Genomic DNA, 26484 nt, shown 5'->3' with positions numbered 1-26484 from the left:
TATGAGTTTTAATATTGATGAATGGGAACCTAAAACTAAAATGGGCAGATTAGTTAAAGACGGTACCATTACTGATATCGATGAAATTTTTGAAAAAGGTCTTCCAATCATGGAATTAGAAATAGTCGATGCCTTAATTCCGGATTTAGAAGAAGAAGTAATGGATGTTAACTTAGTTCAAAGGATGCATAAATCTGGTAGAAAAGTTAATTTCAGAGTAATTGTTGCTGTAGGTAACAAGGATGGATATGTTGGTTTAGGCCAAGGTAAAGCTAAAGAGGTTGGTCCTGCAATCAGAAAAGCTGTTGATAATGCTAAATATAACATTATTAAAGTTAGAAGAGGTTGTGGAGACTGGGGTTGTGTTTGTGGAAGAGAACACACCGTACCTTTCAAAGTACAAGGTAAAACCAGTAGTGTAAGTGTTACTTTAATGCCAGCTCCTGCAGGTGTAGGTTTAGTAGTTGGTGATGTTGGTAAAACTATCTTAAAACTTGCTGGTATTCATGATGTATGGTCTCAAACTTTCGGTCAAACTCAAACTACTGTCAACTTTGCTAATGCAGTATTCGACGCTTTAAAAGAATTAAGTAATGTTAAAGCTTCTAAAGAAGACCTCAAAAAAATGGGAGTTAACTACTAATTGGTGATTACTATGTTTTTAGTTATTAGAATTAGAGGAACTACTGGTGTTATTCAAAATGTTGCAGACACCTTAGATATGTTAAGACTTAACAGAATCAGCCATGCAGTTTTAGTTGAAGAAAATCCTAGTTACGAAGGTATGCTTCAAAAAGCTAAGGATTACATTACTTGGGGAGAAATTGATGCTGAACTTTTAGCTAAAATCATCGCTAAAAGAGGTAGACTCCCAGGTAACAACAAAGTTACTGATGAGTATGTTGCAGAAAATTCTGATTATAACAACATTGCAGAATTAGCTGAAGCTTTAATTAATTCTGAAGTAAAATTAGCTGATGTTGGTATTAAACCTGTATTCCGTTTACACCCTCCAAGAAAAGGATATGAAGATATTCGTTTATCCATTAACGAAGGTGGATCTTTAGGTTACAGGGGAGAAGAAATTAAAGACCTTGCAATAAGAATGCTTTAAATCGGGTGTGTAATATGATTAGAACAAAACGTAAAATTAACAAACAAAGAGGTTCTAGATCCAACGGTGGAGGCTGTACCAAAAAACGTAGAGGTGCAGGTAACAAAGGTGGAAAAGGTAAAGCAGGTATGGGCAAACAACACTGGACTTGGACTGTAATCCATGACCCTGACCACTTTGGTAAACATGGTTTTAAAAGACCTCAAAAAATGATTAAAAAAATTAGCGCAGTTAATCTAATTTATTTAGAAGAGCAAGCTGAAAATTTAATTGCTAAAGGATTAGCATCTAAAGAAGGTGACGCTATTGTTATTGATGTTACTGATTTAGGTTATGATAAAGTTTTAGGTAAAGGAAAAATAACCAAAACTTTCAAAATTTCAGCACCACAATTTTCAGCTTCCGCTATTGAAAAAATTGAAGAAGTAGGAGGAGAAGCTATAGAATTATAGCTTTTTTTCTTTTATTATATAGAGGAATAAAATGTCAGCACTAGAAGTTTTAGAGCCAATATTTAAGTTCATTCCTGAAGTAAAATCCCCTGTTCACAGAGAAGACTTTAATGAAAAACTTAAATGGACTGCTCTTGTTTTAGTATTATATTTTATATTGACTTTAATTCCATTATATGGTGTTGCTCCTGGGGCAATAGATAACTTTGCTCAAGTGAGAGCTGTAATGGCAGGTTCATTCGGTTCTATTCTTACTTTAGGAATTGGACCGATTGTTACTGCTTCAATTGTTTTGCAATTATTAGTTGGTTCAAATCTTTTGGATTTAGATTTGTCCTCCCATAAAGATAAATCCCAGTTCCAAGCTACACAAAAGCTTTTATCAATTCTTTTTACAATTTTTGAAGCTAGTGTGTTAGTATTTACTGGTAACATTTCACCAATGGACAGTTCATATACATTAATATTGATTTTCCAATTGGTTATTGGTGCATTGGTTATTATCTATCTCGATGAAGTCGTATCCAAATGGGGATTCGGAAGTGGGATAGGATTATTCATTGCAGCAGGTGTATGTCAAACTATTATTGTTGGTACATTCAGTATATTGAACGGTACCGATGGTTTGTTTGCAGGTATTATTCCAAAATTCATACAACAGGCTACTACTGGAGTATATGACTTTATTATATTGATTCCATTAATCGCAACTATTGTAGTATTCTTAGTTGTTCTTTATGGTGAAGCTATGAGAGTGGAAATTCCTATTTCTCATGGTAGTGTAAGAGGTCACGGAAGAATCAGAGGATCTGTTGGTAAATATCCATTAAAATTTGTTTACTCAAGTAACATGCCAGTTATTTTGACAAGTGCATTACTTGTAAACGTAACCTTGTTCGCAAACCTTTTCCAAAAAATTGGAATTCCAATTTTTGGTCACATTGATGCGGGTAAACCTGTTGATGGAATTGCATGGTTGCTTTCAACACCTAAATGGTACATGTTTGTAACAGAACCAATCCATGTAATTGTATATGCAATATTTTTCATTGGATTCTGTATGTTATTCTCATATCTTTGGGTAGAAATCAGCGGATTAAATGCTAAAAAGATTTCTGAACAGCTTTACAATTCAGGTATTCAGATACCTGGTTTTAGAAGCAGTAAACGTCAGTTATATAAAATATTGAAAAAGTATATTCCTGCACTTACCATTATCAGTGGTATATATGTAGGTCTTATTGCTTTCCTTGCAGATTTAACCGGTGCTTTAGGTGGAGGTACTGGTGTTTTACTTACTGTAGGTATTATTCATAAGCTTTATGAAGAAATGGCAGAAGAACAACTTATGTCTGCAAATCCAATTCTTAGAAAAGTTTTAGGAGGAGATTAATTCTCCTAAACTTATTCATATTAATATGTGAGGGATTAAATTGAAATTAGTAGTATTAACAGGTATTCCAGGTTCTGGAAGTACAACATTGCTTAAAAAAGCACTTGAAGAAGTTGATTATGTCCACTTAAACTATGGTGACATAATGACTGAAATAGCAATTGAAAGAAAAATTGTTGAAGATAGAGATTCTTTAAGGAAATTACCGGCTGAAACTCAAAAGGAAATTCAAGCTGAAGCTGCTAAAGAAATAAAAAGAAGATCTGAAAATGATAATGTTATTGTCGACACCCATTGTACCATTAACACTCCATCTGGTTTTTTACCAGGTTTACCAATTTGGGTTTTAGAACAATTACAACCAGATCGCTTTATATTAATTGAAGCTAATCCTGATGAAATCATTTACAGAAGATTAAATGATGATACACGTGTTAGAGATGTTCAAAAAGCTAAAGAAATTGATTTACACCAACAAATGAACAGAGCTACTTCTATGGCTTATGCTACTTTAACAGGCGCTACTGTTAAAATTGTTGAAAATCATGACAATCATTTAAATTCTTCAGTTTCAAAATTAGTTGATGTATTAAATTTATAGGGGATTAATTATGGTTGATATATGGGGAATGATTTATGAAGCATTGAATTCAGTTTTCAATCCAATTCTCGCTATGGACCCGAATCCGGCTAATCCTGCTTTGACTGTATTGATAATTGCATTTATCGTTTCATTAATTACAACAATTGCAAATAAATATCTGGTCGATCAGGATGAGATGAATGATGTGCAAGCAAAAATGAAAGAATTCCAAAGTGAACTCAGAGAAGCTCAAAAGAAGGGAGATGGCAAAAGAGTTGCTGAACTTCAGGCTCAACAGTCTGACATGATGCAAATGCAAAGTAAAATGATGTCCAGTCAATTCAAACCTATGATTGTAACTTTTGTTCCAATTATTTTGATTTTCTTCTGGATGAGAACTTCAGCAATTCATGACTTAGTTATTATTTTACCTAAAACTGTATACTGGGTTACTTTAACTCCTGTTTGGCATTTTATTGGTCAATTTTTATATGGTGGTAAAGCAACAATTCCATACGGTATTGGTTGGTTATTATGGTATATGATATGTACTTTTGGTATGAGTCAAATAATAAGAAAATTCTTAGGATTCAAACAAGGGTTCTAAATCAACCTTTTAAACATACATTTATTAATGATGAAAAAGATATATTGTAGTATTCTATATTGAATACGCTATTACACAATTATTAAATTTTATTAAATTAATTATTAGGTGATTAAATGCCTGAAAATAGGTTTAGATCAAGATCATATAAAAGAATTCATAAAAACACTCCTGGTGGAGATAATGTTTTAAGATATAAAAAGAAAAAACCATCTAAGCATGTTTGTGCTGAATGTGGTAAAGTCTTACATGGTGTTCCTCGCGGACGTCCATATGAAATTGGAAAATTATCAAAAACAGCTAAAAGACCTAACCGTCCATATGGTGGGTACTTATGCTCAAGTTGTGCTCGTAAAATTTTCAAAAACGAGGCTAGAAAATAATGATTATTACTATTGGCGGATTAGCTGGAACTGGAACTACAACTACTGCTGAGCTTCTCAGTAAAAAGTTAGATATTCCATATATTTCTGCAGGTTTTGTATTTAGAGAAATGGCTGCAGAAAGGGGTATGAGTGTTCTTGAATTTAGTGAGTTTGCTGAAGGTAATGATGATATTGATAAAGAAATTGATAAAAGGCAAGCTTTAAAAGCCAAAGAAGCAGAAAATCTTATAATTGAAGGGAGACTATCAGCATTTTTTGTCGATAATGCTGATTTGAAGATTTGTTTAGTGACTCCATTTGATGTCCGTTCCAAAAGGATATCAGATAGGGAAGATAAATCTGTTGAAGTGGCTAAAAACGAAATCATTGTTCGTGAGAAAAGTGAAGCTTTAAGATACATGGAAATCCATAATATAGACATTTCTAATATGGATGTCTATGATATAGTTATAAATACTGGTACTTTCAATCCTGAAAAAGTATCTGAAATCATTATTCAAACATTAAAGGTGATATAAATGGCATCAATCGAAGTAGGTAGAGTATGTGTTAAAATCGCTGGTAGAGAAGCTGGCGAAAAATGTGCAATCGTTGAAATTATCGATGAAAACTTTGTAGAAGTTGTTGGTGAAGCTGTTAAAAATAGAAGATGTAACATTGCTCACTTAGAACCAACTGAAGATTCTATCGATGTTTCTGGCGATATTGATTCTATCAAAGCAGCTTTAGCTGACTTATAAATCTAAATGAATAATTCAAATATTATTCATATCTTTTTTTATTTACTATTTTTTTAAGGGTTTTTTTCATGAAATTTAACATGGTTACTAAATCTAAAAGTTTTTCCAATCCTGAATTTGGCTGTAAGCCTGAAGAAAGGGAAATTACTGATTATATCTCTCAAGGAGTAATTAATTTGGATAAACCGTCTGGTCCAACATCTCATGAAATTGACTCTTGGATTAAACGAATTTTAAATCTGGAAAAATCAGGTCACGGCGGTACATTAGATCCTAAAGTGACTGGAATATTGCCTGTTGGCTTGAACGATGCAACTCGAGCAATTCAATTGCTTTTAACAGCTCCAAAGGAATATGTTTGTTTACTAACATTTCATCAGGATGTTTCAGAAGAAAAGATTCGTGAAGTTTTTGCAGAGTTTACAGGAAAGATATTCCAATTGCCTCCTGTTAAATCAGCCGTTAAACGGGAAATGAGAACCCGTAATATTTATTATTCGACCATTTATGAAATAGATGGTAGAGATGTCCTTTTCAGAATAGGCTGTGAAGCAGGAACCTATGTCAGGACATATTGTCATAATATAGGTGAGGCATTAGGTGTTGGAGCTCATATGGCTGAGCTTAGAAGAACACAGGTAGGTTCATTTACAGAAAAGAATAACCTGGTCACATTGCAGGATGTTACTGATGCTTATCATTTTTGGAAAGATGATGGCGATGAATCATTCTTGCGCGAAGCTATTATGCCGATGGAAAGGGCTGCTGATTACTTGCCGAAAATCATCATTAAAGATTCAGCAGTAGATGCAGTTTGTCATGGTGCTGATTTGGCAAATGGTGGAATTGTTTCTTTGGCAGATAATATTCAAAAAAATGATATTGTGGCTATTGAAACTCTTAAAGGCGAGTTAGTTGGTGCAGGTAATTCCTTATTAAATTCAAATGAAATTTTGGAAGCTGATTCTGGTTTTGCAGTAAATGTTTCTAAAGTGTTCATGAAACCTGATACTTATCCAAGATTTTGGAAATGATTTTCCCATTGCGTGCCTATTTGATGCAATGTTAATAACTTATCTTGCAAATTGGGTGAATTAGTTAATTTGCATGCATTAAATATTAGACTGCTATTAAAATATTATTTACTTTTTTTCATTATAACAACATTTATTTTTTATAAAGTCAAATAATATATTAGGTGATTTTAAATGAGTTTACTATTTATAATAATACTTGTTGTAATTATCTTGTTTATTTTAATTACAATTGTACATTTGTATAATAATCTTGTTAATCTAAGAAATAGAGTAAAAAACAGTTATTCACAAATTGATGTTCAACTCAAAAGAAGAAATGATTTAATACCTAATCTTGTTGAAACCGTAAAAGGATATGCTGCTCATGAAAAAGGCGTTCTTGAAGAAGTTACAAAAGCAAGAGCAGGAGTCATGAATGCAAATGGTGTTGAAGAGGTCAGTGCTGCAGATAACCAATTAACTGGTGCATTGAAATCTTTATTTGCTGTTGCTGAAAGTTACCCTGACTTAAAAGCAAATAGTAATTTCCAACAATTGCAAGCGGAATTATCTGATACTGAAGATAAAATTTCATATGCAAGACAATTCTATAATGATGTTGTTTTAAAATATAATAATGCATGCCAAACATTCCCAAGCAATATTTTTGCTAAATTGTTTCATTTTGAAGAAGCAGAATTCTTTGAAGCACCTGCAAGTGACCGTGAAGTGCCAGAAGTTAAATTTTAATTAAGAGGTTTATATGAATAATAGAAGGGTATTGGGGATAATTTTTTTATTCCTAATATTAATTTCAGCAATTTCTCTTGTTTCAGCAGAAGACCGTAGTTATTCTATTGAACATTCATGGATTGATTTGACTGTTGGAAGTAATGGTTTACTTCATGTAAATGAGACATTTCAGTACTCCTTTGATGGTGAATTTTCAGGAGTCTATAGGGACATTACCATTCGGGACGGTCAAAATATTTCCAATATTAAGGTAACTGCTGATGGAGCATATCCCGTTTTAAAACAAGAAGATCAAGATGGTAAAAAACACCTTGTGATAAACCTGTATTCCGATGCAGCCCACACTAAAAAGATAAAGGATTGTGAGGTTAAGGTTACTTTAAATTATGATTTTTCTGGTGTTGTAACATTGTACAATGATACCGGACTTCTCCAATACAATATGTGGGGTAAAAATTGGGATACTGGCGTTGGAGGTATCGATTTAAAAATCCATGCCCCTGGAAATAAAAACAATGAAATCTACTTCACACCTTCCGATTTGATAAAATCCAATAATACAGATGGAAACCTGATTACAGCCACTACTAACAGTATTCCTGATGATAAAGTATGTGGTTTTGTTCTTTTAATGCCTGTGGACGATTTTAACAATGCAAGCTATGCCAGACATTTGAATGAAAATGGTAAGGAACAAGTTCTTAAAAGCATTAATGACAGTTTGAATGGTGAAAAATTTTGGAATTCCATATTGTCATTTTTAACTTTCATACCATTCTTAAGTCCAATCGGTGCAATAATTATATATTTGAGACATGGTAGGGAACCTAAAGTTGATTATGATGGTATATATGAAAGGGAATTGCCTACAAATGACTCTCCGGCTGTTGTAAATGCACTTGTTGACAATAAAAGTGATATTGGAAATCCGAATATGAAAGGATTTGAAGCAACAATTTTAAGTCTGATTGATAGGAAAGTCCTTGACCTATACTCAAAGGAAAACAGTGAAACAGAGACTCATGATTTGTTTTTAACATTCAATTACGATTCAAAAAATGAATTGAGTGACAGTGAAACAATCGTATTCGATACTTTAGAAAACTTTGCTGATGACGGTACATTGAATTTATCCACTTTAAACGATACATTGCAGAATAGTTTCAATGCAGGATGGTTTGCAGACCAGATTAAAAATTGGCAAAGCCATGTCATTTTTGAACTTGATGATGGTGTTGAATCATACTTTAACGACACTGGTTCATCACAAATGTTTGGACTTGCCATTTTTGGAATTGTTTTAGGTATTGCAATTGCAGCTATTGGATTTTTCTTTGGAGGAACCCATACACTTACTACAATTGTTGCAGGAATTGCTTTACTGGTATTTTCAATAATTCTATTGTTTATTCCTGAAAGTGTTTTTGGACAATGGACAGAAAAAGGCAGATTATTCTATCTTAAATGGTCAAACTTTAAGAAGTTCTTGCAAGATAACAGTTTAATTAAAGAACACCCTCCTGAATCAATTGTCATTTGGAAACAGTATCTGATTTATGGTGCGGCTCTTGGAGTAGCTGACAAGGTTTATGATGCCATGAAATTGCAAATGCCGGATATTTATGATTATAATGATGGTATTTTCTTATATCATAACTATGGAGGATATTACATGATGCATAATGCATATTATATCGGCGATCATATGGGTGACTCTTCATCATCCGATTCATTTGATTTCGGTGGTTTCGATGACTTCGGTGGTGGAGGATTCGATGGTGGAGGTGGAGGAGCATTTTAGCTTCTCTTCTATTTTAATTTTTTGATATTATGGATATGAAACAACTATTTCCTTTAATTCTACTTTTTTTTATTTTATTTTTAGCAGTTTCTAGCGTGTCTGCTGATGACGATAAAAGTTATACGATTGACCAGGCTTTCATAGATTTGACCGTCGCAAGTAATGGATTGCTTCATGTAGACGAGCAATTTGATTATACTTTTAAGGGAACTTATAATGGTGTTTATAGGGATATTCCTCTAAAGTCCGGTGAAAGCATTGACAATATTAAAGTATCGGCTATCGGTGCCTATCCTGTTCTTAAACAAAGCGAAGAGAATGGACAAAAACACCTTAAGATATTTTTATATGCTGATGAAGCACACACTAAAAAGATTCATGATTGTTCAGTATCTGTTTTCATCAGTTATGATATGAAAAACGTTGTAACATTATTTAATGATGTAGGTGCTCTTCAATATAAAATCTGGGGAGATGAATGGGATGTAGGGGTAGGTAGTGTAATAACATCAATCACTCTTCCAGGCAATAAAAACAACACTTACTTTTTAAACCCTGGGGAATACACGGTTAACAAAAATTCAAATGGAACTACTATTACTGCTGAAACCACTTCTATTCCTAGGGGTGAAATATATGAAGCACTTATCTTAATGCCTTTATCAGATTTCAAAGATGCAACTTATGCAAAGCATGTTAATGAGGATGGTAAAGATAAGATTCTTAAAAATTTAAATGACAGCATAAGCAGCAGGAACTTTTGGAACACGACATATTTGATTTTAGGGTTATTATCTATCTTAAGTCCAATTGGAGCCATTTTTACATATTTGAAATATGGTAGGGAACCTAAAGTTGATTATGATGGTATATATGAAAGGGAATTACCTTCAAATGATTCTCCAGAGATAATTAATGCACTTATAGACAATAAGGATTCAATTGGAAAGCCCAATATGAAAGGATTCCAGGCATCTATCATGAATCTCATTGATAGGGGAGCTCTCCGGATGGAAACACAGGAAAACATGGATTCGGAGGAAAAAATTCTGTTAATAGATTTCAACAATGTTGACAATGCCGATTTGTCTTTAAGTGAAAAAAGTCTTGTTAATGCATTGTATCCATTTGCTGAAAATGAAATTCTGAATTTGTCTTCTTTAAATGATAAACTGTCTTCACAGCGTAATGCTAAAAGTTTTCAGGAGGATTACAATACTTGGGCAGATCATGTTAAAAAAGAAAGCAGCAGTAAACGGTCAGAATACTTTGATGATAGGGGTTCTACATTAATATCTGCTATTGGTTTTTTAGGTCTGGCTTTTGGAGTTGTTATAGCTATTTTGGGATTTTTAACTGAACTTGGCAACGGCTATATTTCAATTTTGGGTGGAGGATTCCTGATAGTCTTTTTATTGGCTTTGATGTTTGTTCCTGAAGACATATTCGGAAGATGGACAAAAGAAGGTCGACTATTCTATCTTAAATGGTCAAACTTTAAGAAATTTTTAAAGGATAACAGTTTAATTAAAGAGCACCCTCCCGAATCAATAGTCATTTGGAAAAAATACTTGATTTATGGTGCTGCTCTGGGAGTAGCAGACAATGTTTTCAAATCCATGAAAATGCATGTGCCTGATATTTCAGATTATGATGATGGTATCTTCCTGTATCATTATTATGGAGGATATTATGTATTTAGTCAGGCATTCAAGACAAGTGAATCTGCAGCAAATCCTTCATCCGGTTCAGGTGGCTTCGGTGGATTTGGCGGAGGATCTGGAGGGGGAGGAGGTGGAGCATTCTAGTTCCATTTCTTCACTTCAATTTAATTTTTTATTATTTTTAAAATATCTAAAAAATATCATATTTAAGCAATACCTTTATATATGTTAAAGTAAATATATTATGTTATCATGTTATTCTAGATAATGTGATGTGCAAGTATTTGCTAACTATTTTATGCCGAGATAGTCTAGCCTGGTAAGGCGCGAGACTGGAAATCTCGTGGGCATTCCGCCCTCCTGGGTTCAAATCCCAGTCTCGGCGTTTATTAGTTTTTAACTTAGTTTTTTTGTTTTATTGAAAATACTTGTTAAACTGATATTTTTGCACTCTTAGTTTATTTAAGCTAAGTTTTACATTGTTGAAAGAACTGTGTTTTGAGAAATTCAAAACATTCGAATCTATATTTTACGTCTCGTAGGTTCGCTCTATAAATGGAGGTTATTTAATGGAAGACGAATTTAAGCACTTAGTGCGTATTTCAAGAAAGGATGTAAGTGGTAATAAAACCATTGAACAAGCTTTAACCGAAATTAAAGGTGTTGGAATATCTTTATCTAAAACTATGTGCCGTACTTTAGACTTAGATTTAGAATCTAAAATTGGATACATTGCTGACGAAGATGTTTTAAGAATTGAAGAAATTTTAGAAAATCCTCAGAAATTTGACATTCCATCATGGATGTTAAACAGAAGAGAAGATTACGAAACTGGTGACGATATTCATTTAATTGAATCTGATCTTGACATGACTTTAAGAGATGATTTAAACAGGATGAAAAAGACCAGAAGTTACAAAGGTAGAAGACACGAAGTTGGTTTACCTGTTAGAGGTCAAAGAACCAAATCTACTTTCAGAAAAAGTTCTTCAGTTGGTGTAAAACGTTCACGTGGATAGGCATGAACTTTTTTTATAAATTTATTTTGAATTCAATTTTATAAGGAGATGTTTTAATGGGACAACCTAGAAAATCAAGGAAAAAGTATAATACACCACCTCATCCTTGGAATGCAGAAAGAATTAAAAATGAAAATAAATTAATGACTAAATATGGTTTAAAAAACAAAAAAGAGATTTGGAAAGCTGATACTTTAGTCAGAAGATACAGTAGGGAAGCAAGATACTTACTTGGTTTTTCCGCTGATCAAATGCAAGAAGAAAAATTAGAATTATTAGGACACTTAGCTAGAACCGGTGTTTTGCCAGAAGGTGCTGCTCTTGAAGATATTTTAGATTTAAATGTTGAAGATATCTTAAGAAGAAGATTACAAACTATTGTATATAAAAAAGGTTTAGCTCGTACTCCTAAAGAAGCAAGAATGTTTGTTGTACACGGTCACATAACTTTAAACGGTAAAAAAATCAATTCACCAAGTTATGTAGTATTGAAAGGTCAAGAAGATGAAATCGGTTTCTACCGTTCTTCACCTGTAGCAAAACAAATTGAAGAGTACAACAAAAATAAGGATGATAAAGCTAATACAGAAGAATAAAGGGTGTAATTATGGCAAAAGATGAAAAATGGGGTATAGCTAATATTTACTCATCATTCAATAACACTATTATTACTGTAACAGATATTACTGGTGCTGAAACTATTTCACAATGGTCCGGTGGAAAAGTTGTTCGTGCAGACAGACAACAAGCTTCACCTTTCGCAGCTATGGCTGCAGCAACCAGAATAGCTGATGATGCTAAAGAAAAAGGATTTGTAGGATTACATATTAAAGTAAGAGCTCCTGGTGGAAATGGACCTAGAAGTCCAGGACCTGGTGCACAAGCTACTATTCGTGCTTTAGCAAGAGCTGGAATTAAAATAGGTAAGATAGAAGATATCACTCCTATTCCTCACGATGGTACTGGAAGACCTGGTGGTAAAAGAGGAAGAAGAGTCTAAGTGGAAGGGTTTAATATGGAGATAGAAATTAAAAGTCAAAGCGATGATGAAATTGTATTCATTGTTCGTGATGCAGAAGTACCATTTATTAATGCTATTAGAAGATGTGCAATGGTTAATGTACCTAAAATAGCTATTGAAGATGTAAACATTGTAAGAAATGATTCTGCTATGTTTAATGAGGTGCTTGCTCATAGACTTGGTTTAACTCCTTTAGTTTCCAATATTGAAGCAATTGAAGGTTTGCCTTTACCTGAAGATGATGGTTGGGAATACAATGAAGAAACTGATTCCTGGGCAGATAATCTTAAAAAAGGTGTTATATTCAAGTTAAATGAAGTTGGACCTAAAGTAGTTTATTCTAAGGATTTAATATCTTCAGACGAAACAATTAAACCAGTATACGATACTATTCCATTAGTAAAACTCAAAGATGGTGAAGTGCTAGATATTGAAGCTGTTGCAAAAGTAGGATATGGAAAAGAACATGCTAAATGGATGCCTACTACTGTATGTGCATACAAACAGTATCCTGAAATAACCTTTGATGAAGATAAGGAAGTAGATTATGACTGTGCATTGGCATGTCCAAGAGGTGTTTTAAAATCTGATAGGAGATCAAAACATATTAAGATTTTAGACATTGAAAACTGTACTATGTGTAAAAGCTGTGTAAGGGCTTCTTCTAATGGTTATATTAATGTAGGGTATCGTGAAAATGATTTCATATTTAGAATCGAAACTGATGGATCAATGCCTCCTAAAGAAGTTTTATTAAAAGCTTGTGACAAATTAGGTGAAAAAGCAGAAAAATTTATCAGATTTAGTGAAGAAGGAGGAAGTAAATAATGGTTAAGAAAATTATCAAAACTAATCCTAACCTTATTGAACTTATTAATAAACTTAATAAACAATCAAAAAGTGAAGATGCAGCTATTTGGAAAGATGTTGCAGATAAACTTTCTAGGTCTAACAGAAGAACTGCTGAAGTAAATTTATCTGATATTGCAAGATACGCTGAAGCAGGTGAAACTGTTTTAGTACCGGGAAAAGTTTTATCAAATGGTGATTTAACAGAAAAAGTAGATGTAGTAGCATTAAAATTCTCAGCTAAAGCACAAGAAAAAATCGAAAGTGCTGGTGGAGAATGCATCTCAATTGACGAGATAATCGAATCAAATCCTAAAGGATCAAACATTAGGATCATGGAATAAATAGGGTGTTATTATGATTATTGATGGAGAAGGATGCGTTTTAGGAAGATTAGCTAGTGTAACTAGTAAAAATCTTTTAGAAGGCGAAGAAGTAGTAATTCTTAATGCTGAAAAAATTATGTTAACTGGTAATAAAGAATGGGCTTATGCTAAATACAAACAAAGAGTCGACAGGGCAAGTATTTCTAACCCTCGTGACTTAGGTCCTAAATATCCTAGAAGACCAGATGATATATTTAGAAGAACTGTAAGAGGAATGTTACCTTTCAAAAAATCCAAAGGTAAAACCGCATACAAAGGATTAAAAGCTTTTGTTGGTGTACCTGCAGAATATGCAGATGCTGAACTCACTGCAGTTCCTGAAGCAGAATACAAAAATATTAAAAAAGGTATCGAATTAGGAGAAATCTCCAAACTTTTAGGAGCTACCTTTTAGATAAATGGATGTGTGATTATGGTTAAAGTTATTCATACAAGTGGAAAACGTAAAACAGCTATCGCAAGAGGTACTGTTCAAGAAGGAACCGGTAAAGTTAGAATTAACAGAATTCCTTTAGAACTTTATTCTCCAGAGCTTGCTAACTTAAAATTACAAGAACCATTAACTTTAGCTGGAGATTTAGCTAATGAAGTGGATATTAATATCCGTGTTTTTGGTGGAGGAGTAATGGGTCAAGCTGAAGCTGCACGTATGGTTATTGCTAAAGGACTTGTACAATGGTCTCAAGACATGGATTTAAAAGAAAAATTCATTCAATATGACAGAACCATGTTAGTAGGTGACCCAAGACGTTCTGAACCTAAAAAATATGGTGGTCCTGGAGCAAGAGCTCGTAAACAAAAAAGTTACAGATAAATTACTTTTCTGTAATTTTATATTTTATTTAAATTAAAAAAGATGATATAAATGATTCCTATAAGATGTTTAAGTTGTGGAAAACCTGTTTCAGCTTACTTTGATGAATATAATAAAAGAGTAGCTGCAGGTGAAAAGTCAAAAGATGTTTTGGATGACTTAGGTTTAAACAGATACTGTTGCAGAAGAATGTTAATTTCCCATGTAGAAACCTGGGAATAGATTTTTCAGTTCGTAGGGATATTTTTTTAATTAAAAATATAATCTTGGTAAAATATATGCCTAAAAATGGAAGTAATATTCATGGATGTTGAAAAAAAATTAACAAGGTTTGAAAGAGCTAGAATTCTCGGAGCTAGAGCAATTCAAATATCTATGGGAGCCAAACCATTAGTGGATATTAAAGACTCCTTAGATCCTATTGATATAGCTTACGAAGAACTTAAAGCTGGAGTTTTACCATTAGATGTTATTAGAGATGAATAGATATTTTCTATTTCTTCTCATAATTTATTTAAAAAAAATAAAAAATACCAACATAACTCTATAAAGAAACTTACTGATTTTTTAAAGAGTATAGATTATATGGTAATAAATTAAAGGGCACTGAGGTGTTTTTTTTGAATAGTATAATAGAAGATGTCCAAGTTCGTAAGATTTTGGACAGCAGAGGAAACCCTACTGTTGAAGTAGATGTGATTACTTGGAATAGTTCCGGTAGAGCTGCTGCACCAAGTGGAGCAAGTACAGGTTCTAGAGAAGTAGTGTCATTTCCTGAAGGTGGAGTAGATACTGTTGTAAGTGAAATGGAAGATTTCATAGCTTCTGAACTCATTGGTATGGATGCTGAAGATATGGAAACCATTGATGAAGTATTGAAAGAAATTGATGGAACTGACAATTTGTCTGCTATTGGCGGTAATACAACTGTAGCTATTTCTATGGCTGTAGCTAAGGCAGCGGCTTCCTCTTATAACATGCCATTATATAAGTACATCGGTGGAAATTTAGTTAATGAATTACCATTCCCATTGGGAAATATGATGAATGGAGGAGCACATGCAGGAATTAATGCACCTGATATTCAGGAATTCTTGGTTGTTCCTGTCGGAGCTACCAATGTCAGTGATGCAATTTTTGCCAATGCATCCGTTCATAAAAAATTAAAAGAATTAATTCAAATTAAAGATTCAAATTTCACTGGTGGAAAAGGAGATGAAGGAGGATGGGTACCAAACATCACTAATGCTGATGCTTTAGAGATTCAAGCTCAAGCTTGTGAAGAGGTTGGTGATGAATTGGGTATTGAAATTAGACCTTCATTAGATATGGCTGCTTCCGAATTATGGGATGCGGATAAGCAGAAATATGTTTATGCTCAGGATAATATTGAAAGGGATACTGGAGACCAGATTGATTTCGTTAAAGATATTATTGAAACATATAACATGTTTTATGTTGAAGACCCATTTGATGAGTCCGATTTCGATGGATTCGCTCAATTAACAGCAAAAGTAGGTAACAAATGTCTTGTTTGTGGTGATGACTTGTTCGTAACAAACAAGGATATTTTGGCTAAAGGCATTGAAATGAATGCTGCAAACGCTATCATTATAAAACCAAATCAAATAGGTTCATTATCTGAAACTTATGCTACAGTAAAATTAGCAAAGGAAAATGGTATTGTACCTGTTGTTTCCCATAGATCTGGTGAAACTACTGATGAAACCATTGCTCATTTGGCAGTTGGTTTTGCTTCACCAATGATTAAAACTGGGGCTATTGGTGGTGAAAGGATAGCTAAATTAAATGAGCTAATTCGTATCGAAGAAGAACTTCCTAATCCAAAAATGGGGTCATTTTAAGTTAAATTTAGGAGATTATTATATGGCTAAAGTAACTATTGACTATGATAAATGTGATGGTGCAGACTGTGCAGAATGTGCTGATGTTTGTCCTATGGAAGTTTTAGTTCTTGAAGGAGACAAAATAGTAATTGTTGATCCTGAAGAATGTAGTTATTGTGAAGTATGTATGGACGTATGTCCAAATGAATGTGTAAAAATTGAAGATGATGATTAAATATATTGAGGTGTTATTATGGTAAATGATGAACTTTTAATTGATTTAGATAATTATTTAGCAGCAGGTTTACATATCGGAACCCAACAAAAAACAAGCGATATGGAAAAATACATTTTCAGAGTTAGATCTGACGGTTTATATGTATTAGATATTCAAAAAACTGATGAAAGAATCAGACAAATTGCAAAATTATTAGCAAAATACGACCCTGAAGACATTTTAGTAGTGGCTACCCGTCAATACGGTCAAGCTCCTGTTAAAAAATTCGGTGAAATCACTGGTGCAAAAACCATTCCAGGCAGATTCATCCCAGGTACTTTAACTAATCCTAATTATGCAAAATTCATTGAACCAAAAATCATTGTTGTAACTGACCCAAGATCTGATGCACAAGCAGTTTTAGAATCCAAACAAAATGGAATTCCTGTTGTTGCTTTATGTGATACTGAAAACTTACTCAGTTTTGTTGATATTGCTGTACCTGTAAACAACAAAGGTAGAAAAGCTATCGCATTAGTTTACTGGTTACTTGCAAGACAAATTTTAAGAGAAAGAGGAGATCTCCCTGAAGACGGTGACTTGGATATTGATGCAACTGACTTTGAACTTAAATTTTAAGTGAGTTAAATGTTAAGAAAACCTGCTGTTGCTGGAGCTTTTTATCCAGATAATCCAAATGAGCTTAGAAAGCTAATTGAAAGTTGTTTTTTAGAGAGTGGGGAAATTCCTAATCTCAACACTTTTGAAGGTAATGATTATCCTATTCATGTTATGGTTCCTCATGCAGGTTATCAATATTCTGGTGCAATAGCTGCTAAAGGCTATTGCAAAATAGTTCAAAATGGTTTTCCTGAAGTTTTTATTATTTTGAGTCCTAACCACACAGGTTTTGGTAGTGAAATTTCTGTTTTCAATGAGGGAGAATGGATTACCCCTTTTGGTAATGTTGAAGTTGACAGTGAATTTGCGGATGAAATCATTTCTATATCAGACATAGCATCTGCCGATTTTCATGCTCATCTTCGTGAACACAGTATTGAAGTTCAGCTACCATTTTTACAATATTTCTCTAATGATTTCAAAATAGTTCCGATTACTATGGGTTCTCAAACATTTTCCGCTTCAAGCGATTTGGCCAAATCAATTTTTGAGGCTGGAAATAAGTTGGGTAAATCCTATTGTATTATTGCAAGTACTGATTTGTCTCATTTCAACAATCAGGAAAAAGCAAACAAGGTGGATGGTTTTGTTTTAGATGACATTAGTGAAATGAATGAATTTAAACTTTTTGAAGAGGTTATACAATTCAACATTACCATGTGCGGTTATGGTCCGGTAATGACAGCAATTTCTCTTTCTAAAATGTCTGGAAAGAAAGATTGTGAAATTCTAGGTTATAGAACTAGTGGTGATGTTACCGGAGATTATAGCTCTGTTGTAGGTTATGCTTCAGGCATTTTTAAATAAGGTGTATTTATGATAGCTAAAGCTTCTGCTCCCGCAAAAACTATTTTATTTGGTGAACACTCTGTAGTTTATGGAGAACCTGCTATAGCAGGTGCAGTTAATAAAAGGGCTTATATAACAATTAGAGAATCTAACAATGATCGTTCTGTTTTTAAAGCTCCTGATATAGGTTTTGAAGCTGAATTGTTAACACGTCATAAGAAATACATTTTAACAAAAGGAAAACCAGGTATTATTAGATATATTTTAGAAGCTCTTTACAAAGCTCACGACCACTCTCCAATTGAGATTACATTATCATCAAATGTTCCTATTGGTTCTGGATTGGGATCATCTGCTGCAGTTACTGTAGCTACTCTTGCTGCTTTATACAGGTATCATAATATCCGTTTTGATAAGAAATCTCTTGCTCATGATGCCCATATGGTTGAACAGGCCGTTCAAGGCGTGGCCAGCCCATTGGATACTTTAGTTTCTACATATGGTGGAATTGTTTACTTGTCCAGAAATAAGAAAATCGAACATATCAACGCTAAATTTAATGTTCCATTTGTTGTAGGATACACAACTAAACACGGAAACACAGGAAAGATGGTTAAGGATGTAAAAAATTTAAAAATGAGAAATCCTAAAATCATAAACCCTGTCATTACTGCAATGGGTAATTTAACCAATTATGCTAAACAGGCTATTTTGAAAGGAGATTTTGACAAAGTTGGAGAATTGATGAATATTAATCATGGATTTTTAGATGTTTTAGGTGTTAATACATTGGAATTATCTCGTATGGTTTATAATGCAAGAGAAGCAGGAGCTATCGGTTCTAAAACTACTGGAGCTGGTGGTGGAGGTAGTATTATTGCACTTTGTCCGGGTAAAGTTGATGAAGTTGCACATGCTATTGCTCGTGATGATAATATATTAAAAATCAGATTTACTCGAAAAGGAGTTTCTTCTAGGTTTTATAAGTGATTTTATGATAATTTTAAAAATTGGTGGAAGCATTTTAACCAATAAGGATGCTGTTAGTGAAGTCGACACTAAAAGTCTTAAAAGAATAGCATCTGAGATTAAATCTTCACTTGATAATTCATTCAAGGAATTGATTATTGTTCATGGTGCTGGGTCTTTTGGACATCCGCCTGCTAAAAAATATAAGATTGGCGAAAAATTTGACGAATCCGAGTATCCTCAAAAAAGAATAGGTTTCTGCGAAACTCAAAATGCCGTTAAAAAATTAAATATGTATATCTGTGAAGCTTTCATTGATGAAGGCTTACCTGTAGTAGCAATTCCGGCTTCTAGTTTTATGAGGGCTACTAATAAAAGAATCACTGATGGTAATCTTGATAGCTTTAAAAGATATTTAGAGAAAGGTTTTATTCCTGTTATTTATGGGGATGTTGTCTTGGATGACGAGTTGGAAATTTGTGTTATTTCTGGTGATCAGCTCATTCAGTACTTGGCGAAAAATCTCAACCCTGATATGGTCGTTTTGGGAACTGATGTTGATGGGGTTTACAATAAGAATCCTAAAACACACGATGACGCAATTTTTTTCGATAAATTTTCATCTTTAGATGATTTGGATACTTTAGAAGGAACAACCAATGTTGATGTAACTGGTGGTATGGTTGGAAAAATTAAAGAACTTTTATATTTGGCTGATTTAGGGATTGAATCTAAAATAATAAATGCTGAAGTTGAAGATAATGTTTTCAAAGTTTTGGAAAATGAAAAAGTGAAAGGGACAGTAATTTCAAGGGGAAATTAATATATGATTTCAGATAGAAAATTAGAGCATTTATTAATTTGTGAAAATTATGATGTTGAGTTTAAAAATAAGACTACTGGATTTGAGGACATTGAATTAATTCATAATGTTCTGCCAGAAATTGATAAAAACGAAATTGATTTGTCAACTTCCGTTTTTGGTAAAAAATTAAACTCTCCTTTATTTATGACAGCAATTACTGGGGGACATCCCGCTGCAAAAAATATAAATAAACAGTTAGCAATTGCTGCTGAAAATAATCGTATTGCATTAGGTGTTGGCTCTCAAAGGGCAGCTTGTGAACATCCTGAACTTGCAGACACTTATACTGTTGTAAGGGAAAATGCTCCTGACTGTTTGCTTGTAGGTAATATCGGTGCGCCTCAATTGAATTTGGCTGAAAAGGCAGTGGAAATTTTAGATGCTGATATTTTGGCCATTCATCTCAATCCTCTTCAGGAATCCATTCAACCTGAAGGTGATTTGGATGCAAGGGGATATCTTGATTTGATTAATCAAATCACTGAGTCTGTTGATATTCCAGTTGTTGCAAAAGAAACAGGTTGCGGAATATCTGGAGAATCTGCAAAGGCATTAGTTGATGCAGGTGTGGATTTCATTGATATTGAAGGTGCAGGCGGAACAAGCTGGGCTGCTGTTGAAACATATCGTGCTGAAGATAGATATTTGGGTGAAGTATTTTGGGATTGGGGAATTCCAACTGCCATTAGTACAGTTGAAGTTACTAATGCAGTAAATGTTCCGGTTATTTCATCCGGAGGTATCAGAACAGGTCTTGAAGCTGCTAAAGCTATTGCTCTTGGAGCTGATGCTGTAGGTATGGCTTTACCATTCTTAAAAAATTCAGCATCTCAAGATCAATTAAACAAATTTATTGAAAGATTCAATGATTCCCTAAGAATTGCCATGTTTTTAGTTGGCGCCAATAACATTGAAGAATTGAAACAATCTAAATTAGTTATTCGCGGAAAAACAAGGGAGTGGCTTAGTGAAAGAGGTATAAACACAAAAAATTATTCAAGGAGATAAAACATGAGCGTAGAAGTTATCGCTATTGGGGGATATCAGGAAGTCGGAAAAAACATGACTGCTGTCAAGATTGGTGAGGATGTAATTATATTTGATATGGGAATACATCTTGACAGAATTAGTATGCACGAAGATACTGATATCGATAGAATGCATAGTTTGGATTTAATTGAAAGGGGAGTTATTCCTGACGATACTTTAATGAAAGATGTTGACGGAAAGGTAAAAGGTATCGTATTTTCCCACGGACATTTAGACCACATTGGTGCAGTTGCCAAATTGGCTCACAGGTATGATGCTCCATTAATAGGAACTCCATATACTGCTGCATTAATCGAAAAACAAATTAAAGGGGAACGTAAGTTTAAGGTAACTAATCCTATCAGACCATTAAATCCTGGAAGTAAATTGAAACTTTCTAAGGATATTACTTTGGAATTTGTTCAATCAACACACAGTATTCCTCAAGCAGTATTTCCAGTTTTACATACTTCGGAAGGAGTTATTGTTTATGCATTAGATTTTAAATTTGATAATCATCAAAAAGTATCTCCACCACCTGATTATAAAAGATTAAGAGAATTGGGTAGAAAAGGAGTGCTTGCTTTAATTGTCGAAACAACTAATGCAAAAAATTATGATGAAGTTAAAACACATTCTGAAAGAATTGCAAGAAATATTCTTGAGGATGTTATGAGAGGGCCGTTGCATGAAAAGACCGGTATGATTGTTACCACATTTTCTTCTCATGTCGAACGTGTCCAAGCAATTGCGGACATTGCTAAAAAAAGTCACAGGGAAATATTTTTCCTTGGAAGATCCATGGAACGTTTCTGTGGCATTGCACAAAAATTAGGTATTTTAAAATTGCCGAATAATGCAAGTATATATGGTTCTCCAAAAGCGGTCAATAAAGCTTTAATGAAGGCTGATGAGGATAGGGCAAATTATCTGCTTGTTACAACAGGACACCAAGGTGAACCTGATGCATTGCTTCCAAGAATTGCAAATAGTAGAACTCCATTTAACATTAAAAAAGGAGACAATATTATTATTTCAGCACCTATCATTCCAAATCCAACAAATGCTGCAAATAGGCATATCATGGAAAGGAGATTGAAATTAAAAGGTGCAAGAATTTATCCTAATGCTCACGTTTCTGGTCACGCTGGAAGGGAAGATCACAGAGAATTTTTGCGTATGCTTAAACCACAACATATCATTCCAGCACACGGAGATTTATCAATGCTTGCAGCATATGCTGAACTTGCTGAGGAAGAAGGTTACAGAATTGGTTATGATATTCATATCTTGAGAAATGCTCAAGCACAAGTTTTTAAAAGTTAAGTGAGGGATTTAAATGAGTGATGTAAAAGAAGTACTCGGAAGTTATTCTACAGATATTACAAAAACAATTGAAGAAGAATTGTCTACAATTACTCCAGATAATCTTGGAGAGGCTTCAGTTTACTTAACAAGAGCTGGCGGTAAAATGCTTAGACCTGCTTTAACATTAATTACTGCTGAAGCTGTTGGTGGAAATCGTGAAAGTGCTTTAAAGTCTGCTGCTGCTATTGAACTCATTCATACATTTTCACTTATTCATGATGATATCATGGATGATGATGATATGAGAAGAGGAATGCCTTCAGTACATAAGGTATGGGGTGAAGACGTAGCTATTCTCGCAGGAGATACATTGTTTTCAAAAGCATTTGAAATAATTGTTTGTTCTAAAGGCACTACTTCCGAACAGAATAACAAGTCATTGGCTACCGTTGCTGATGCATGTGTTAAAATCTGTGAAGGTCAAGCATTGGACATGGGATTTGAAGAAAGATTCGATGTTAATGAAGATGAATACATGGAAATGATTTTCAAAAAAACCGGTGCTTTAATTGCTGCTGCCACTAAAGCTGGAGCTATTATGGGTGGAGCAAATGATGAAGTCATTGATGCTATGTATGAATATGGAAGATTGATTGGTCTTGCTTTCCAAATCCAGGATGATTATCTTGATTTGGCATCTGATGAAGAAACATTAGGTAAACCAATCGGTTCCGATATAGGCAAAGGTAAAATGACCATCATCGCAATCAAAGGTTTGGCCAGTGATGATTCAGGAAGGTTGCTTGAAATCTTAAAAGATGAAAATAATTCTCAAGATGAGATAGATGAAGCAATTGAAATTTTAACAAATTGTGGAGCTATTGAATATGCTCGCAATTTGGCACAAGAATCTGTTGTTAAAGCTAAAGAAGTACTCGAAATATTGGATGATTCTTCATCTAAACAGGTACTTGAAAACATTGCAGATTTTGTTCTTGAGAGAAGTGCATAATTTCTCTCATATTTATTTTTTATATTTTGTTATATTTTTTGTGAATTTTTCAGAAATTCTGTAAAAAATAGATGATATTTGATTTTCTTTCAGTTGTATTAATTTTCGATTTTTTATTAATATTTATAATTATTAATCATGACTATTAACTTTTTTGCTTTTTTTAAGCATTGACGTTATTTTATTTAATAATAAATTATATTTTGCTTATATTTAATTTAAGACATTTATTTTTTGTTTTTTATTTTTTTAAATTTAAATAACTTGTTATTTATATTTTAACGGATTTATATCTCTCAGATATTATGAAAAGATTTATATACTATATTAATAAATCTATTATTGGATTATTTGATTAATTAATTTAATTGAATAATTTTGAATAATTGTATTAATAAAATAGTTAAATAAGTAGTAGAAAATTTTATTCGTATACATTTGAACAAAATTTTTATTTTAAGTTATATATTTTATTCGTATAGATTTGAACAAAATTTATATATTTTGTTTGGGGGAATTTCTAATACTTTTTTTAACTGATTTTTTTTGGTGATATGATATGTTGGAGATTAAGCACACATTATGTCCTTCATGTAGTGTAGGTTGTGGCATTAATGTTGTTTTGAATGATGGAGAAATTGTGGGAACTTTTCCTTATAAAAGACATCCTGTAAATGCAGGTAAAAATTGTTTAAATGGAAGAAATTCCATTGATTGTTATAAAAACAAGTTTGGTGATGTTGATGCTGATGCTTTAATTGCAGATGTTTCAAAAGAATTAAGCTCAGCTTCTGATGTCACTGTAATTTGTTCTGGTAACAGTGGTGTAGGTGAAATTGAAGCAATAAAAGAATTTGCAGAATCTAAAGGATATAATATTGGATTTTATGCAGATAACCTGAAAAATTATGATGAAGTTGCTTCTTATGATGATGTTGAAAATGCAGAAAAGATTTTTGTAATCGGCGATTTATTATACGAAAATCCTTTGATCGGAAGAAGAATTGTCCATGCAAAACAAAATGGTGCAAAAATATTCGCATTTGTAAATGCTGAAGCTTCAGTGACTTTCAACATTGCAGATGAATGTTTCAATGATTCTGTAGCAGAATTTTTGGACGCTGCTAAAGATAACATCGATGAATCATCAGTATTGATATTCAATCAAATTGATACTTCTGATGATTTGGATAAAATTGATGCACTAGGCTGTAAATTGTTACCAGTATTCAGTAAATCCAATTCTAAAGGTGCTTTAAGCTTATTAGAACCTAAATCTAAAGATGAAATGTTTGAACTATTGGATAATACTAAAGTTCTTTTAGTATTCAACGATGACATTGCTGATGAATTGGAATATGATTTTTCAAAAATATCAAAGATTATCAGCTTTGCTCCATGTGAAAGCAAGACAACTGAAATTTCAGACATTGTCGTTCCTATTAAAACATGGCTTGAAAAAGATGGATCATTTGTAAATGCAATGGGTGAAACCCAATCTTTCAATGCTGCAATTGAATCTGATGTTTTAAGTGAAATTGAGGTAATTGAAAAATTAAATGGATAATCGGGTGATTATATGAGTTATGTTTTAGCAAAATCTCAAAATGAAGATATTCATAAAGCAGGCGAATGTGGAGGGGCTGTAACCAGCATTCTTAAATATTTGCTTGATGAAGAAATTGTCGATGGAGTTTTAGCGATAAGTCCTTGTGATGATGTTTATGACGGAGTACCAACTTTCGTAACAAATTCAGAAGATTTGATGAAAACTGCAGGTTCCTATCACTGCGCTCCTACAATGATTGGTGACCTTGTTCAAAAGTACCTGTTTGATAAGAAAGTAGCAGTAACAGCAAAACCTTGTGATATGAGAGCTATCGAAGAGCTCATTATAAGACATAAAATCAATAAGGACAATATTTATGTCATTGGTTTAAACTGTGGTGGAACTGTTCCTCCTGTAGCAGGAAGAAAAATGATTGACTTGTTCTATGAAGCAGATCCTGATGATGTTGTAAGTGAAGAAATTGATAAAGGACAGTTCATCATCGAACTTGCAGACGGTTCCGAAGAAGCTGTAAAAATCCACGACCTTGAAAATGAAGGATACGGTCGTCGTACCAACTGTCAAAGATGTGATGTAAAAATCCCAAGAAAAGCAAACATCGCTTGTGGAAACTGGGGTGCCGAAGACGGTTGGACATTCATTGAAATCAATGATGAAAAAGGCCAAGAAATGATTGACGGTGCAAAAAAAGCAGGAATTTTAGAAACTAAAAATCCAGCTGACCCTGCTGTAGAAGGCAGGAAAAAAGTTGAAGGCATCATGATTAAAATGGCTAATAAAATCCAAGATAAGATGTATCCGACTGTTAATGAAATGGATGATTGGAATCGTTGCATTAGCTGTTATGCTTGTCGTGATGTTTGTCCGATTTGCTGGTGTTATGAAAACTGTGAATTGAATAAACCGTTCTTTAAAGATGACCAGAATGTTCCTCCAACACCAATTGCATTCCAAGGTGTAAGACTATCCCACATGAGTTTCAGTTGTGTGGATTGCGGACAATGTGATGACGTATGTCCAATGGACATTCCTGTTTCATTAATCTTTGACAAATTGCAGAAAAAATACTACAATAGAACTGGCTATGTTGCTGGAGTTTCAGATGATGTAAAACCTCCATTATACAGTCCAGAAAAAACCGAATTATGAGGTGATTAGATGTCTGATGATTTAAAAATAGTAGGTTTATTATGTAACTGGTGTTGTTATGGTGGGGCAGATACTGCTGGAACCGCACGTATGCAATACCCATCAAATGTTAGAATCATTCGTGTAATGTGTTCTGGAAGGATTAGTCCTTCAATGATTTTCAAAGCATTCCAGGAAGGTGCGGATGGAGTATTTGTAGGAGGATGTCATATTGGAGATTGCCACTATGACGCAGGTAACTACAAATGGTCCAGAAGATCAAAAATCGTAGAAGATATTCTTGAAGAGTTTGGAATTGAAAAAGAAAGATTTAGACATGAATGGATTTCAGCTTCTGAAGGTGAAAAATTCAAAACAACCATGGAAGAATTCCATAAAACTCTTTCAAAGTTAGGTCCGCTAGAATTGGAATAAGTTTAAAATGATTGATTATAGAGTCAGTGAATAGCT

At 33.4% G+C, this 26484-nt stretch carries 34 protein-coding genes and 1 tRNA gene; all 35 read left to right on the top strand.

Features of this window, described 5'->3' with window-relative positions; translation table 11 throughout:
- Position 1 precedes the first annotated feature (1 nt).
- Positions 2-643, top strand: coding sequence for a 30S ribosomal protein S5 (gene rpsE, locus QZN45_RS03985; protein WP_292608570.1), 642 nt, complete (start codon positions 2-4; stop codon positions 641-643).
- A 12-nt stretch (positions 644-655) separates the two neighbouring features.
- Entirely contained in the window at positions 656-1114 is a 459-nt protein-coding gene (locus tag QZN45_RS03980; protein WP_292608573.1) for a 50S ribosomal protein L30, read from the top strand.
- 14 nt (positions 1115-1128) lie between these two features.
- Positions 1129-1566 (top strand): uL15m family ribosomal protein, encoded by a 438-nt coding sequence (locus QZN45_RS03975; protein WP_292608578.1) that lies wholly within the window; start codon positions 1129-1131, stop codon positions 1564-1566.
- Positions 1567-1597: 31 nt separating this feature from the next.
- Positions 1598-2959 carry a preprotein translocase subunit SecY gene (secY, locus tag QZN45_RS03970; RefSeq protein ID WP_292608581.1) on the top strand — a complete coding sequence of 454 codons (1362 nt, stop codon included), beginning with the start codon at positions 1598-1600 and terminating at the stop codon, positions 2957-2959.
- A 40-nt stretch (positions 2960-2999) separates the two neighbouring features.
- Entirely contained in the window at positions 3000-3560 is a 561-nt protein-coding gene (locus QZN45_RS03965; RefSeq protein WP_292608585.1) for an adenylate kinase, read from the top strand.
- A 10-nt stretch (positions 3561-3570) separates the two neighbouring features.
- Positions 3571-4149 carry a DUF106 domain-containing protein gene (locus QZN45_RS03960; RefSeq protein WP_292608588.1) on the top strand — a complete coding sequence of 193 codons (579 nt, stop codon included), beginning with the start codon at positions 3571-3573 and terminating at the stop codon, positions 4147-4149.
- Between the two features lie 116 nt (positions 4150-4265).
- Positions 4266-4532: a 50S ribosomal protein L34e gene (locus QZN45_RS03955; protein WP_292608590.1), complete on the top strand. Its 267-nt coding sequence runs from the start codon at positions 4266-4268 to the stop codon at positions 4530-4532.
- Positions 4532-5053: a (d)CMP kinase gene (cmk, locus tag QZN45_RS03950; RefSeq protein ID WP_296811265.1), complete on the top strand. Its 522-nt coding sequence runs from the start codon at positions 4532-4534 to the stop codon at positions 5051-5053. Before QZN45_RS03955 ends, cmk begins: the two co-directional genes overlap by 1 nt.
- Positions 5054-5275, top strand: coding sequence for a 50S ribosomal protein L14e (locus QZN45_RS03945; RefSeq protein WP_292608596.1), 222 nt, complete (start codon positions 5054-5056; stop codon positions 5273-5275). It abuts the gene before it with no gap.
- A 68-nt stretch (positions 5276-5343) separates the two neighbouring features.
- Positions 5344-6309, top strand: coding sequence for an RNA-guided pseudouridylation complex pseudouridine synthase subunit Cbf5 (locus tag QZN45_RS03940; RefSeq protein ID WP_296811262.1), 966 nt, complete (start codon positions 5344-5346; stop codon positions 6307-6309).
- A gap of 174 nt (positions 6310-6483) precedes the next feature.
- Positions 6484-7041: a LemA family protein gene (locus QZN45_RS03935; RefSeq protein ID WP_292881804.1), complete on the top strand. Its 558-nt coding sequence runs from the start codon at positions 6484-6486 to the stop codon at positions 7039-7041.
- A 13-nt stretch (positions 7042-7054) separates the two neighbouring features.
- Positions 7055-8845 (top strand): DUF2207 domain-containing protein, encoded by a 1791-nt coding sequence (locus QZN45_RS03930; RefSeq protein WP_296811259.1) that lies wholly within the window; start codon positions 7055-7057, stop codon positions 8843-8845.
- Positions 8846-8940: 95 nt separating this feature from the next.
- Positions 8941-10653 (top strand): DUF2207 domain-containing protein, encoded by a 1713-nt coding sequence (locus QZN45_RS03925; RefSeq protein WP_296811256.1) that lies wholly within the window; start codon positions 8941-8943, stop codon positions 10651-10653.
- 156 nt (positions 10654-10809) lie between these two features.
- Positions 10810-10894 (top strand) — tRNA-Ser (locus QZN45_RS03920).
- A 184-nt stretch (positions 10895-11078) separates the two neighbouring features.
- Positions 11079-11528: a 30S ribosomal protein S13 gene (locus QZN45_RS03915; protein WP_292609884.1), complete on the top strand. Its 450-nt coding sequence runs from the start codon at positions 11079-11081 to the stop codon at positions 11526-11528.
- Between the two features lie 56 nt (positions 11529-11584).
- Positions 11585-12124: a 30S ribosomal protein S4 gene (locus tag QZN45_RS03910; RefSeq protein WP_292609885.1), complete on the top strand. Its 540-nt coding sequence runs from the start codon at positions 11585-11587 to the stop codon at positions 12122-12124.
- 11 nt (positions 12125-12135) lie between these two features.
- Entirely contained in the window at positions 12136-12528 is a 393-nt protein-coding gene (locus tag QZN45_RS03905) for a 30S ribosomal protein S11 (protein ID WP_069574667.1), read from the top strand.
- 15 nt (positions 12529-12543) lie between these two features.
- Positions 12544-13377: a DNA-directed RNA polymerase subunit D gene (locus QZN45_RS03900; RefSeq protein ID WP_292609886.1), complete on the top strand. Its 834-nt coding sequence runs from the start codon at positions 12544-12546 to the stop codon at positions 13375-13377.
- A complete protein-coding gene (locus QZN45_RS03895; RefSeq protein WP_292609887.1) occupies positions 13377-13742 on the top strand; it encodes a 50S ribosomal protein L18e in 366 nt (121 codons plus the stop codon). The genes QZN45_RS03900 and QZN45_RS03895 overlap by 1 nt, the downstream gene beginning before the upstream one ends.
- Before the next feature lie 13 nt (positions 13743-13755).
- A complete protein-coding gene (locus tag QZN45_RS03890; protein WP_292609889.1) occupies positions 13756-14178 on the top strand; it encodes a 50S ribosomal protein L13 in 423 nt (140 codons plus the stop codon).
- 18 nt (positions 14179-14196) lie between these two features.
- The gene (locus QZN45_RS03885; RefSeq protein ID WP_292609890.1) at positions 14197-14598 is read left to right on the top strand and encodes a 30S ribosomal protein S9; all 402 of its coding nucleotides are present in this window, start codon (positions 14197-14199) and stop codon (positions 14596-14598) included.
- Positions 14599-14649: 51 nt separating this feature from the next.
- Positions 14650-14820, top strand: coding sequence for a DNA-directed RNA polymerase subunit N (locus QZN45_RS03880; RefSeq protein ID WP_292609892.1), 171 nt, complete (start codon positions 14650-14652; stop codon positions 14818-14820).
- Positions 14821-14886: 66 nt separating this feature from the next.
- Entirely contained in the window at positions 14887-15084 is a 198-nt protein-coding gene (locus tag QZN45_RS03875; protein ID WP_292609894.1) for a DNA-directed RNA polymerase subunit K, read from the top strand.
- Positions 15085-15218: 134 nt separating this feature from the next.
- The gene (gene eno / locus QZN45_RS03870; protein WP_292882937.1) at positions 15219-16463 is read left to right on the top strand and encodes a phosphopyruvate hydratase; all 1245 of its coding nucleotides are present in this window, start codon (positions 15219-15221) and stop codon (positions 16461-16463) included.
- A 22-nt stretch (positions 16464-16485) separates the two neighbouring features.
- Positions 16486-16680: a 4Fe-4S dicluster domain-containing protein gene (locus tag QZN45_RS03865; protein WP_292609898.1), complete on the top strand. Its 195-nt coding sequence runs from the start codon at positions 16486-16488 to the stop codon at positions 16678-16680.
- 18 nt (positions 16681-16698) lie between these two features.
- Positions 16699-17301, top strand: a complete 603-nt coding sequence (gene rpsB / locus QZN45_RS03860; protein WP_292609900.1) for a 30S ribosomal protein S2 — start codon at positions 16699-16701, stop codon at positions 17299-17301.
- Positions 17302-17310: 9 nt separating this feature from the next.
- Positions 17311-18150: an AmmeMemoRadiSam system protein B gene (amrB, locus tag QZN45_RS03855; RefSeq protein ID WP_296811253.1), complete on the top strand. Its 840-nt coding sequence runs from the start codon at positions 17311-17313 to the stop codon at positions 18148-18150.
- A gap of 9 nt (positions 18151-18159) precedes the next feature.
- A complete protein-coding gene (gene mvk, locus QZN45_RS03850; protein ID WP_292882943.1) occupies positions 18160-19122 on the top strand; it encodes a mevalonate kinase in 963 nt (320 codons plus the stop codon).
- A 4-nt stretch (positions 19123-19126) separates the two neighbouring features.
- Positions 19127-19924 (top strand): isopentenyl phosphate kinase, encoded by a 798-nt coding sequence (locus QZN45_RS03845; RefSeq protein ID WP_292609907.1) that lies wholly within the window; start codon positions 19127-19129, stop codon positions 19922-19924.
- A gap of 3 nt (positions 19925-19927) precedes the next feature.
- Entirely contained in the window at positions 19928-20974 is a 1047-nt protein-coding gene (gene fni, locus QZN45_RS03840; RefSeq protein WP_292609909.1) for a type 2 isopentenyl-diphosphate Delta-isomerase, read from the top strand.
- 3 nt (positions 20975-20977) lie between these two features.
- Complete coding sequence (locus tag QZN45_RS03835) at positions 20978-22321, top strand: RNase J family beta-CASP ribonuclease (protein WP_292609911.1); 1344 nt, start codon at positions 20978-20980, stop codon at positions 22319-22321.
- Between the two features lie 13 nt (positions 22322-22334).
- Positions 22335-23315 carry a short chain isoprenyl diphosphate synthase IdsA gene (gene idsA / locus QZN45_RS03830; RefSeq protein ID WP_292609913.1) on the top strand — a complete coding sequence of 327 codons (981 nt, stop codon included), beginning with the start codon at positions 22335-22337 and terminating at the stop codon, positions 23313-23315.
- Positions 23316-23874: 559 nt separating this feature from the next.
- Positions 23875-24882 (top strand): molybdopterin-dependent oxidoreductase, encoded by a 1008-nt coding sequence (locus QZN45_RS03825; RefSeq protein WP_292609915.1) that lies wholly within the window; start codon positions 23875-23877, stop codon positions 24880-24882.
- Positions 24883-24894: 12 nt separating this feature from the next.
- Complete coding sequence (locus QZN45_RS03820; RefSeq protein WP_292609917.1) at positions 24895-26034, top strand: Coenzyme F420 hydrogenase/dehydrogenase, beta subunit C-terminal domain; 1140 nt, start codon at positions 24895-24897, stop codon at positions 26032-26034.
- A gap of 9 nt (positions 26035-26043) precedes the next feature.
- Positions 26044-26448 (top strand): hydrogenase iron-sulfur subunit, encoded by a 405-nt coding sequence (locus QZN45_RS03815; protein ID WP_292609919.1) that lies wholly within the window; start codon positions 26044-26046, stop codon positions 26446-26448.
- The last annotated feature ends 36 nt before the right edge of the window (positions 26449-26484 follow it).

It is taken from the genome of uncultured Methanobrevibacter sp., from assembly GCF_900314695.1.
Classification (GTDB): Archaea; Methanobacteriota; Methanobacteria; order Methanobacteriales; family Methanobacteriaceae; genus Methanocatella.
This window is presented reverse-complemented; position numbering and strand designations above follow the sequence as displayed.

Bases quoted from the DNA above. Each gene is read 5' to 3' on its own strand.
- QZN45_RS03815 (WP_292609919.1), top strand. From the start codon at position 26,044: ATGTCTGATGATTTAAAAATAGTAGGTTTATTATGTAACTGGTGTTGT.
- QZN45_RS03895 (WP_292609887.1), top strand. From the start codon at position 13,377: ATGGTTAAGAAAATTATCAAAACTAATCCTAACCTTATTGAACTTATT.
- QZN45_RS03980 (WP_292608573.1), top strand. From the start codon at position 656: ATGTTTTTAGTTATTAGAATTAGAGGAACTACTGGTGTTATTCAAAAT.
- secY (WP_292608581.1), top strand. From the start codon at position 1,598: ATGTCAGCACTAGAAGTTTTAGAGCCAATATTTAAGTTCATTCCTGAA.
- QZN45_RS03900 (WP_292609886.1), top strand. From the start codon at position 12,544: ATGGAGATAGAAATTAAAAGTCAAAGCGATGATGAAATTGTATTCATT.
- QZN45_RS03960 (WP_292608588.1), top strand. From the start codon at position 3,571: ATGGTTGATATATGGGGAATGATTTATGAAGCATTGAATTCAGTTTTC.
- rpsB (WP_292609900.1), top strand. From the start codon at position 16,699: ATGGTAAATGATGAACTTTTAATTGATTTAGATAATTATTTAGCAGCA.
- cmk (WP_296811265.1), top strand. From the start codon at position 4,532: ATGATTATTACTATTGGCGGATTAGCTGGAACTGGAACTACAACTACT.
- mvk (WP_292882943.1), top strand. From the start codon at position 18,160: ATGATAGCTAAAGCTTCTGCTCCCGCAAAAACTATTTTATTTGGTGAA.
- QZN45_RS03955 (WP_292608590.1), top strand. From the start codon at position 4,266: ATGCCTGAAAATAGGTTTAGATCAAGATCATATAAAAGAATTCATAAA.
- amrB (WP_296811253.1), top strand. From the start codon at position 17,311: ATGTTAAGAAAACCTGCTGTTGCTGGAGCTTTTTATCCAGATAATCCA.
- QZN45_RS03825 (WP_292609915.1), top strand. From the start codon at position 23,875: ATGTTGGAGATTAAGCACACATTATGTCCTTCATGTAGTGTAGGTTGT.
- QZN45_RS03890 (WP_292609889.1), top strand. From the start codon at position 13,756: ATGATTATTGATGGAGAAGGATGCGTTTTAGGAAGATTAGCTAGTGTA.
- QZN45_RS03865 (WP_292609898.1), top strand. From the start codon at position 16,486: ATGGCTAAAGTAACTATTGACTATGATAAATGTGATGGTGCAGACTGT.
- rpsE (WP_292608570.1), top strand. From the start codon at position 2: ATGAGTTTTAATATTGATGAATGGGAACCTAAAACTAAAATGGGCAGA.
- QZN45_RS03975 (WP_292608578.1), top strand. From the start codon at position 1,129: ATGATTAGAACAAAACGTAAAATTAACAAACAAAGAGGTTCTAGATCC.
- QZN45_RS03910 (WP_292609885.1), top strand. From the start codon at position 11,585: ATGGGACAACCTAGAAAATCAAGGAAAAAGTATAATACACCACCTCAT.
- QZN45_RS03875 (WP_292609894.1), top strand. From the start codon at position 14,887: ATGGAAGTAATATTCATGGATGTTGAAAAAAAATTAACAAGGTTTGAA.
- QZN45_RS03835 (WP_292609911.1), top strand. From the start codon at position 20,978: ATGAGCGTAGAAGTTATCGCTATTGGGGGATATCAGGAAGTCGGAAAA.
- QZN45_RS03915 (WP_292609884.1), top strand. From the start codon at position 11,079: ATGGAAGACGAATTTAAGCACTTAGTGCGTATTTCAAGAAAGGATGTA.
- QZN45_RS03905 (WP_069574667.1), top strand. From the start codon at position 12,136: ATGGCAAAAGATGAAAAATGGGGTATAGCTAATATTTACTCATCATTC.
- QZN45_RS03930 (WP_296811259.1), top strand. From the start codon at position 7,055: ATGAATAATAGAAGGGTATTGGGGATAATTTTTTTATTCCTAATATTA.
- fni (WP_292609909.1), top strand. From the start codon at position 19,928: ATGATTTCAGATAGAAAATTAGAGCATTTATTAATTTGTGAAAATTAT.
- QZN45_RS03945 (WP_292608596.1), top strand. From the start codon at position 5,054: ATGGCATCAATCGAAGTAGGTAGAGTATGTGTTAAAATCGCTGGTAGA.
- QZN45_RS03935 (WP_292881804.1), top strand. From the start codon at position 6,484: ATGAGTTTACTATTTATAATAATACTTGTTGTAATTATCTTGTTTATT.
- QZN45_RS03820 (WP_292609917.1), top strand. From the start codon at position 24,895: ATGAGTTATGTTTTAGCAAAATCTCAAAATGAAGATATTCATAAAGCA.
- idsA (WP_292609913.1), top strand. From the start codon at position 22,335: ATGAGTGATGTAAAAGAAGTACTCGGAAGTTATTCTACAGATATTACA.
- QZN45_RS03845 (WP_292609907.1), top strand. From the start codon at position 19,127: ATGATAATTTTAAAAATTGGTGGAAGCATTTTAACCAATAAGGATGCT.
- QZN45_RS03880 (WP_292609892.1), top strand. From the start codon at position 14,650: ATGATTCCTATAAGATGTTTAAGTTGTGGAAAACCTGTTTCAGCTTAC.
- QZN45_RS03940 (WP_296811262.1), top strand. From the start codon at position 5,344: ATGAAATTTAACATGGTTACTAAATCTAAAAGTTTTTCCAATCCTGAA.
- QZN45_RS03885 (WP_292609890.1), top strand. From the start codon at position 14,197: ATGGTTAAAGTTATTCATACAAGTGGAAAACGTAAAACAGCTATCGCA.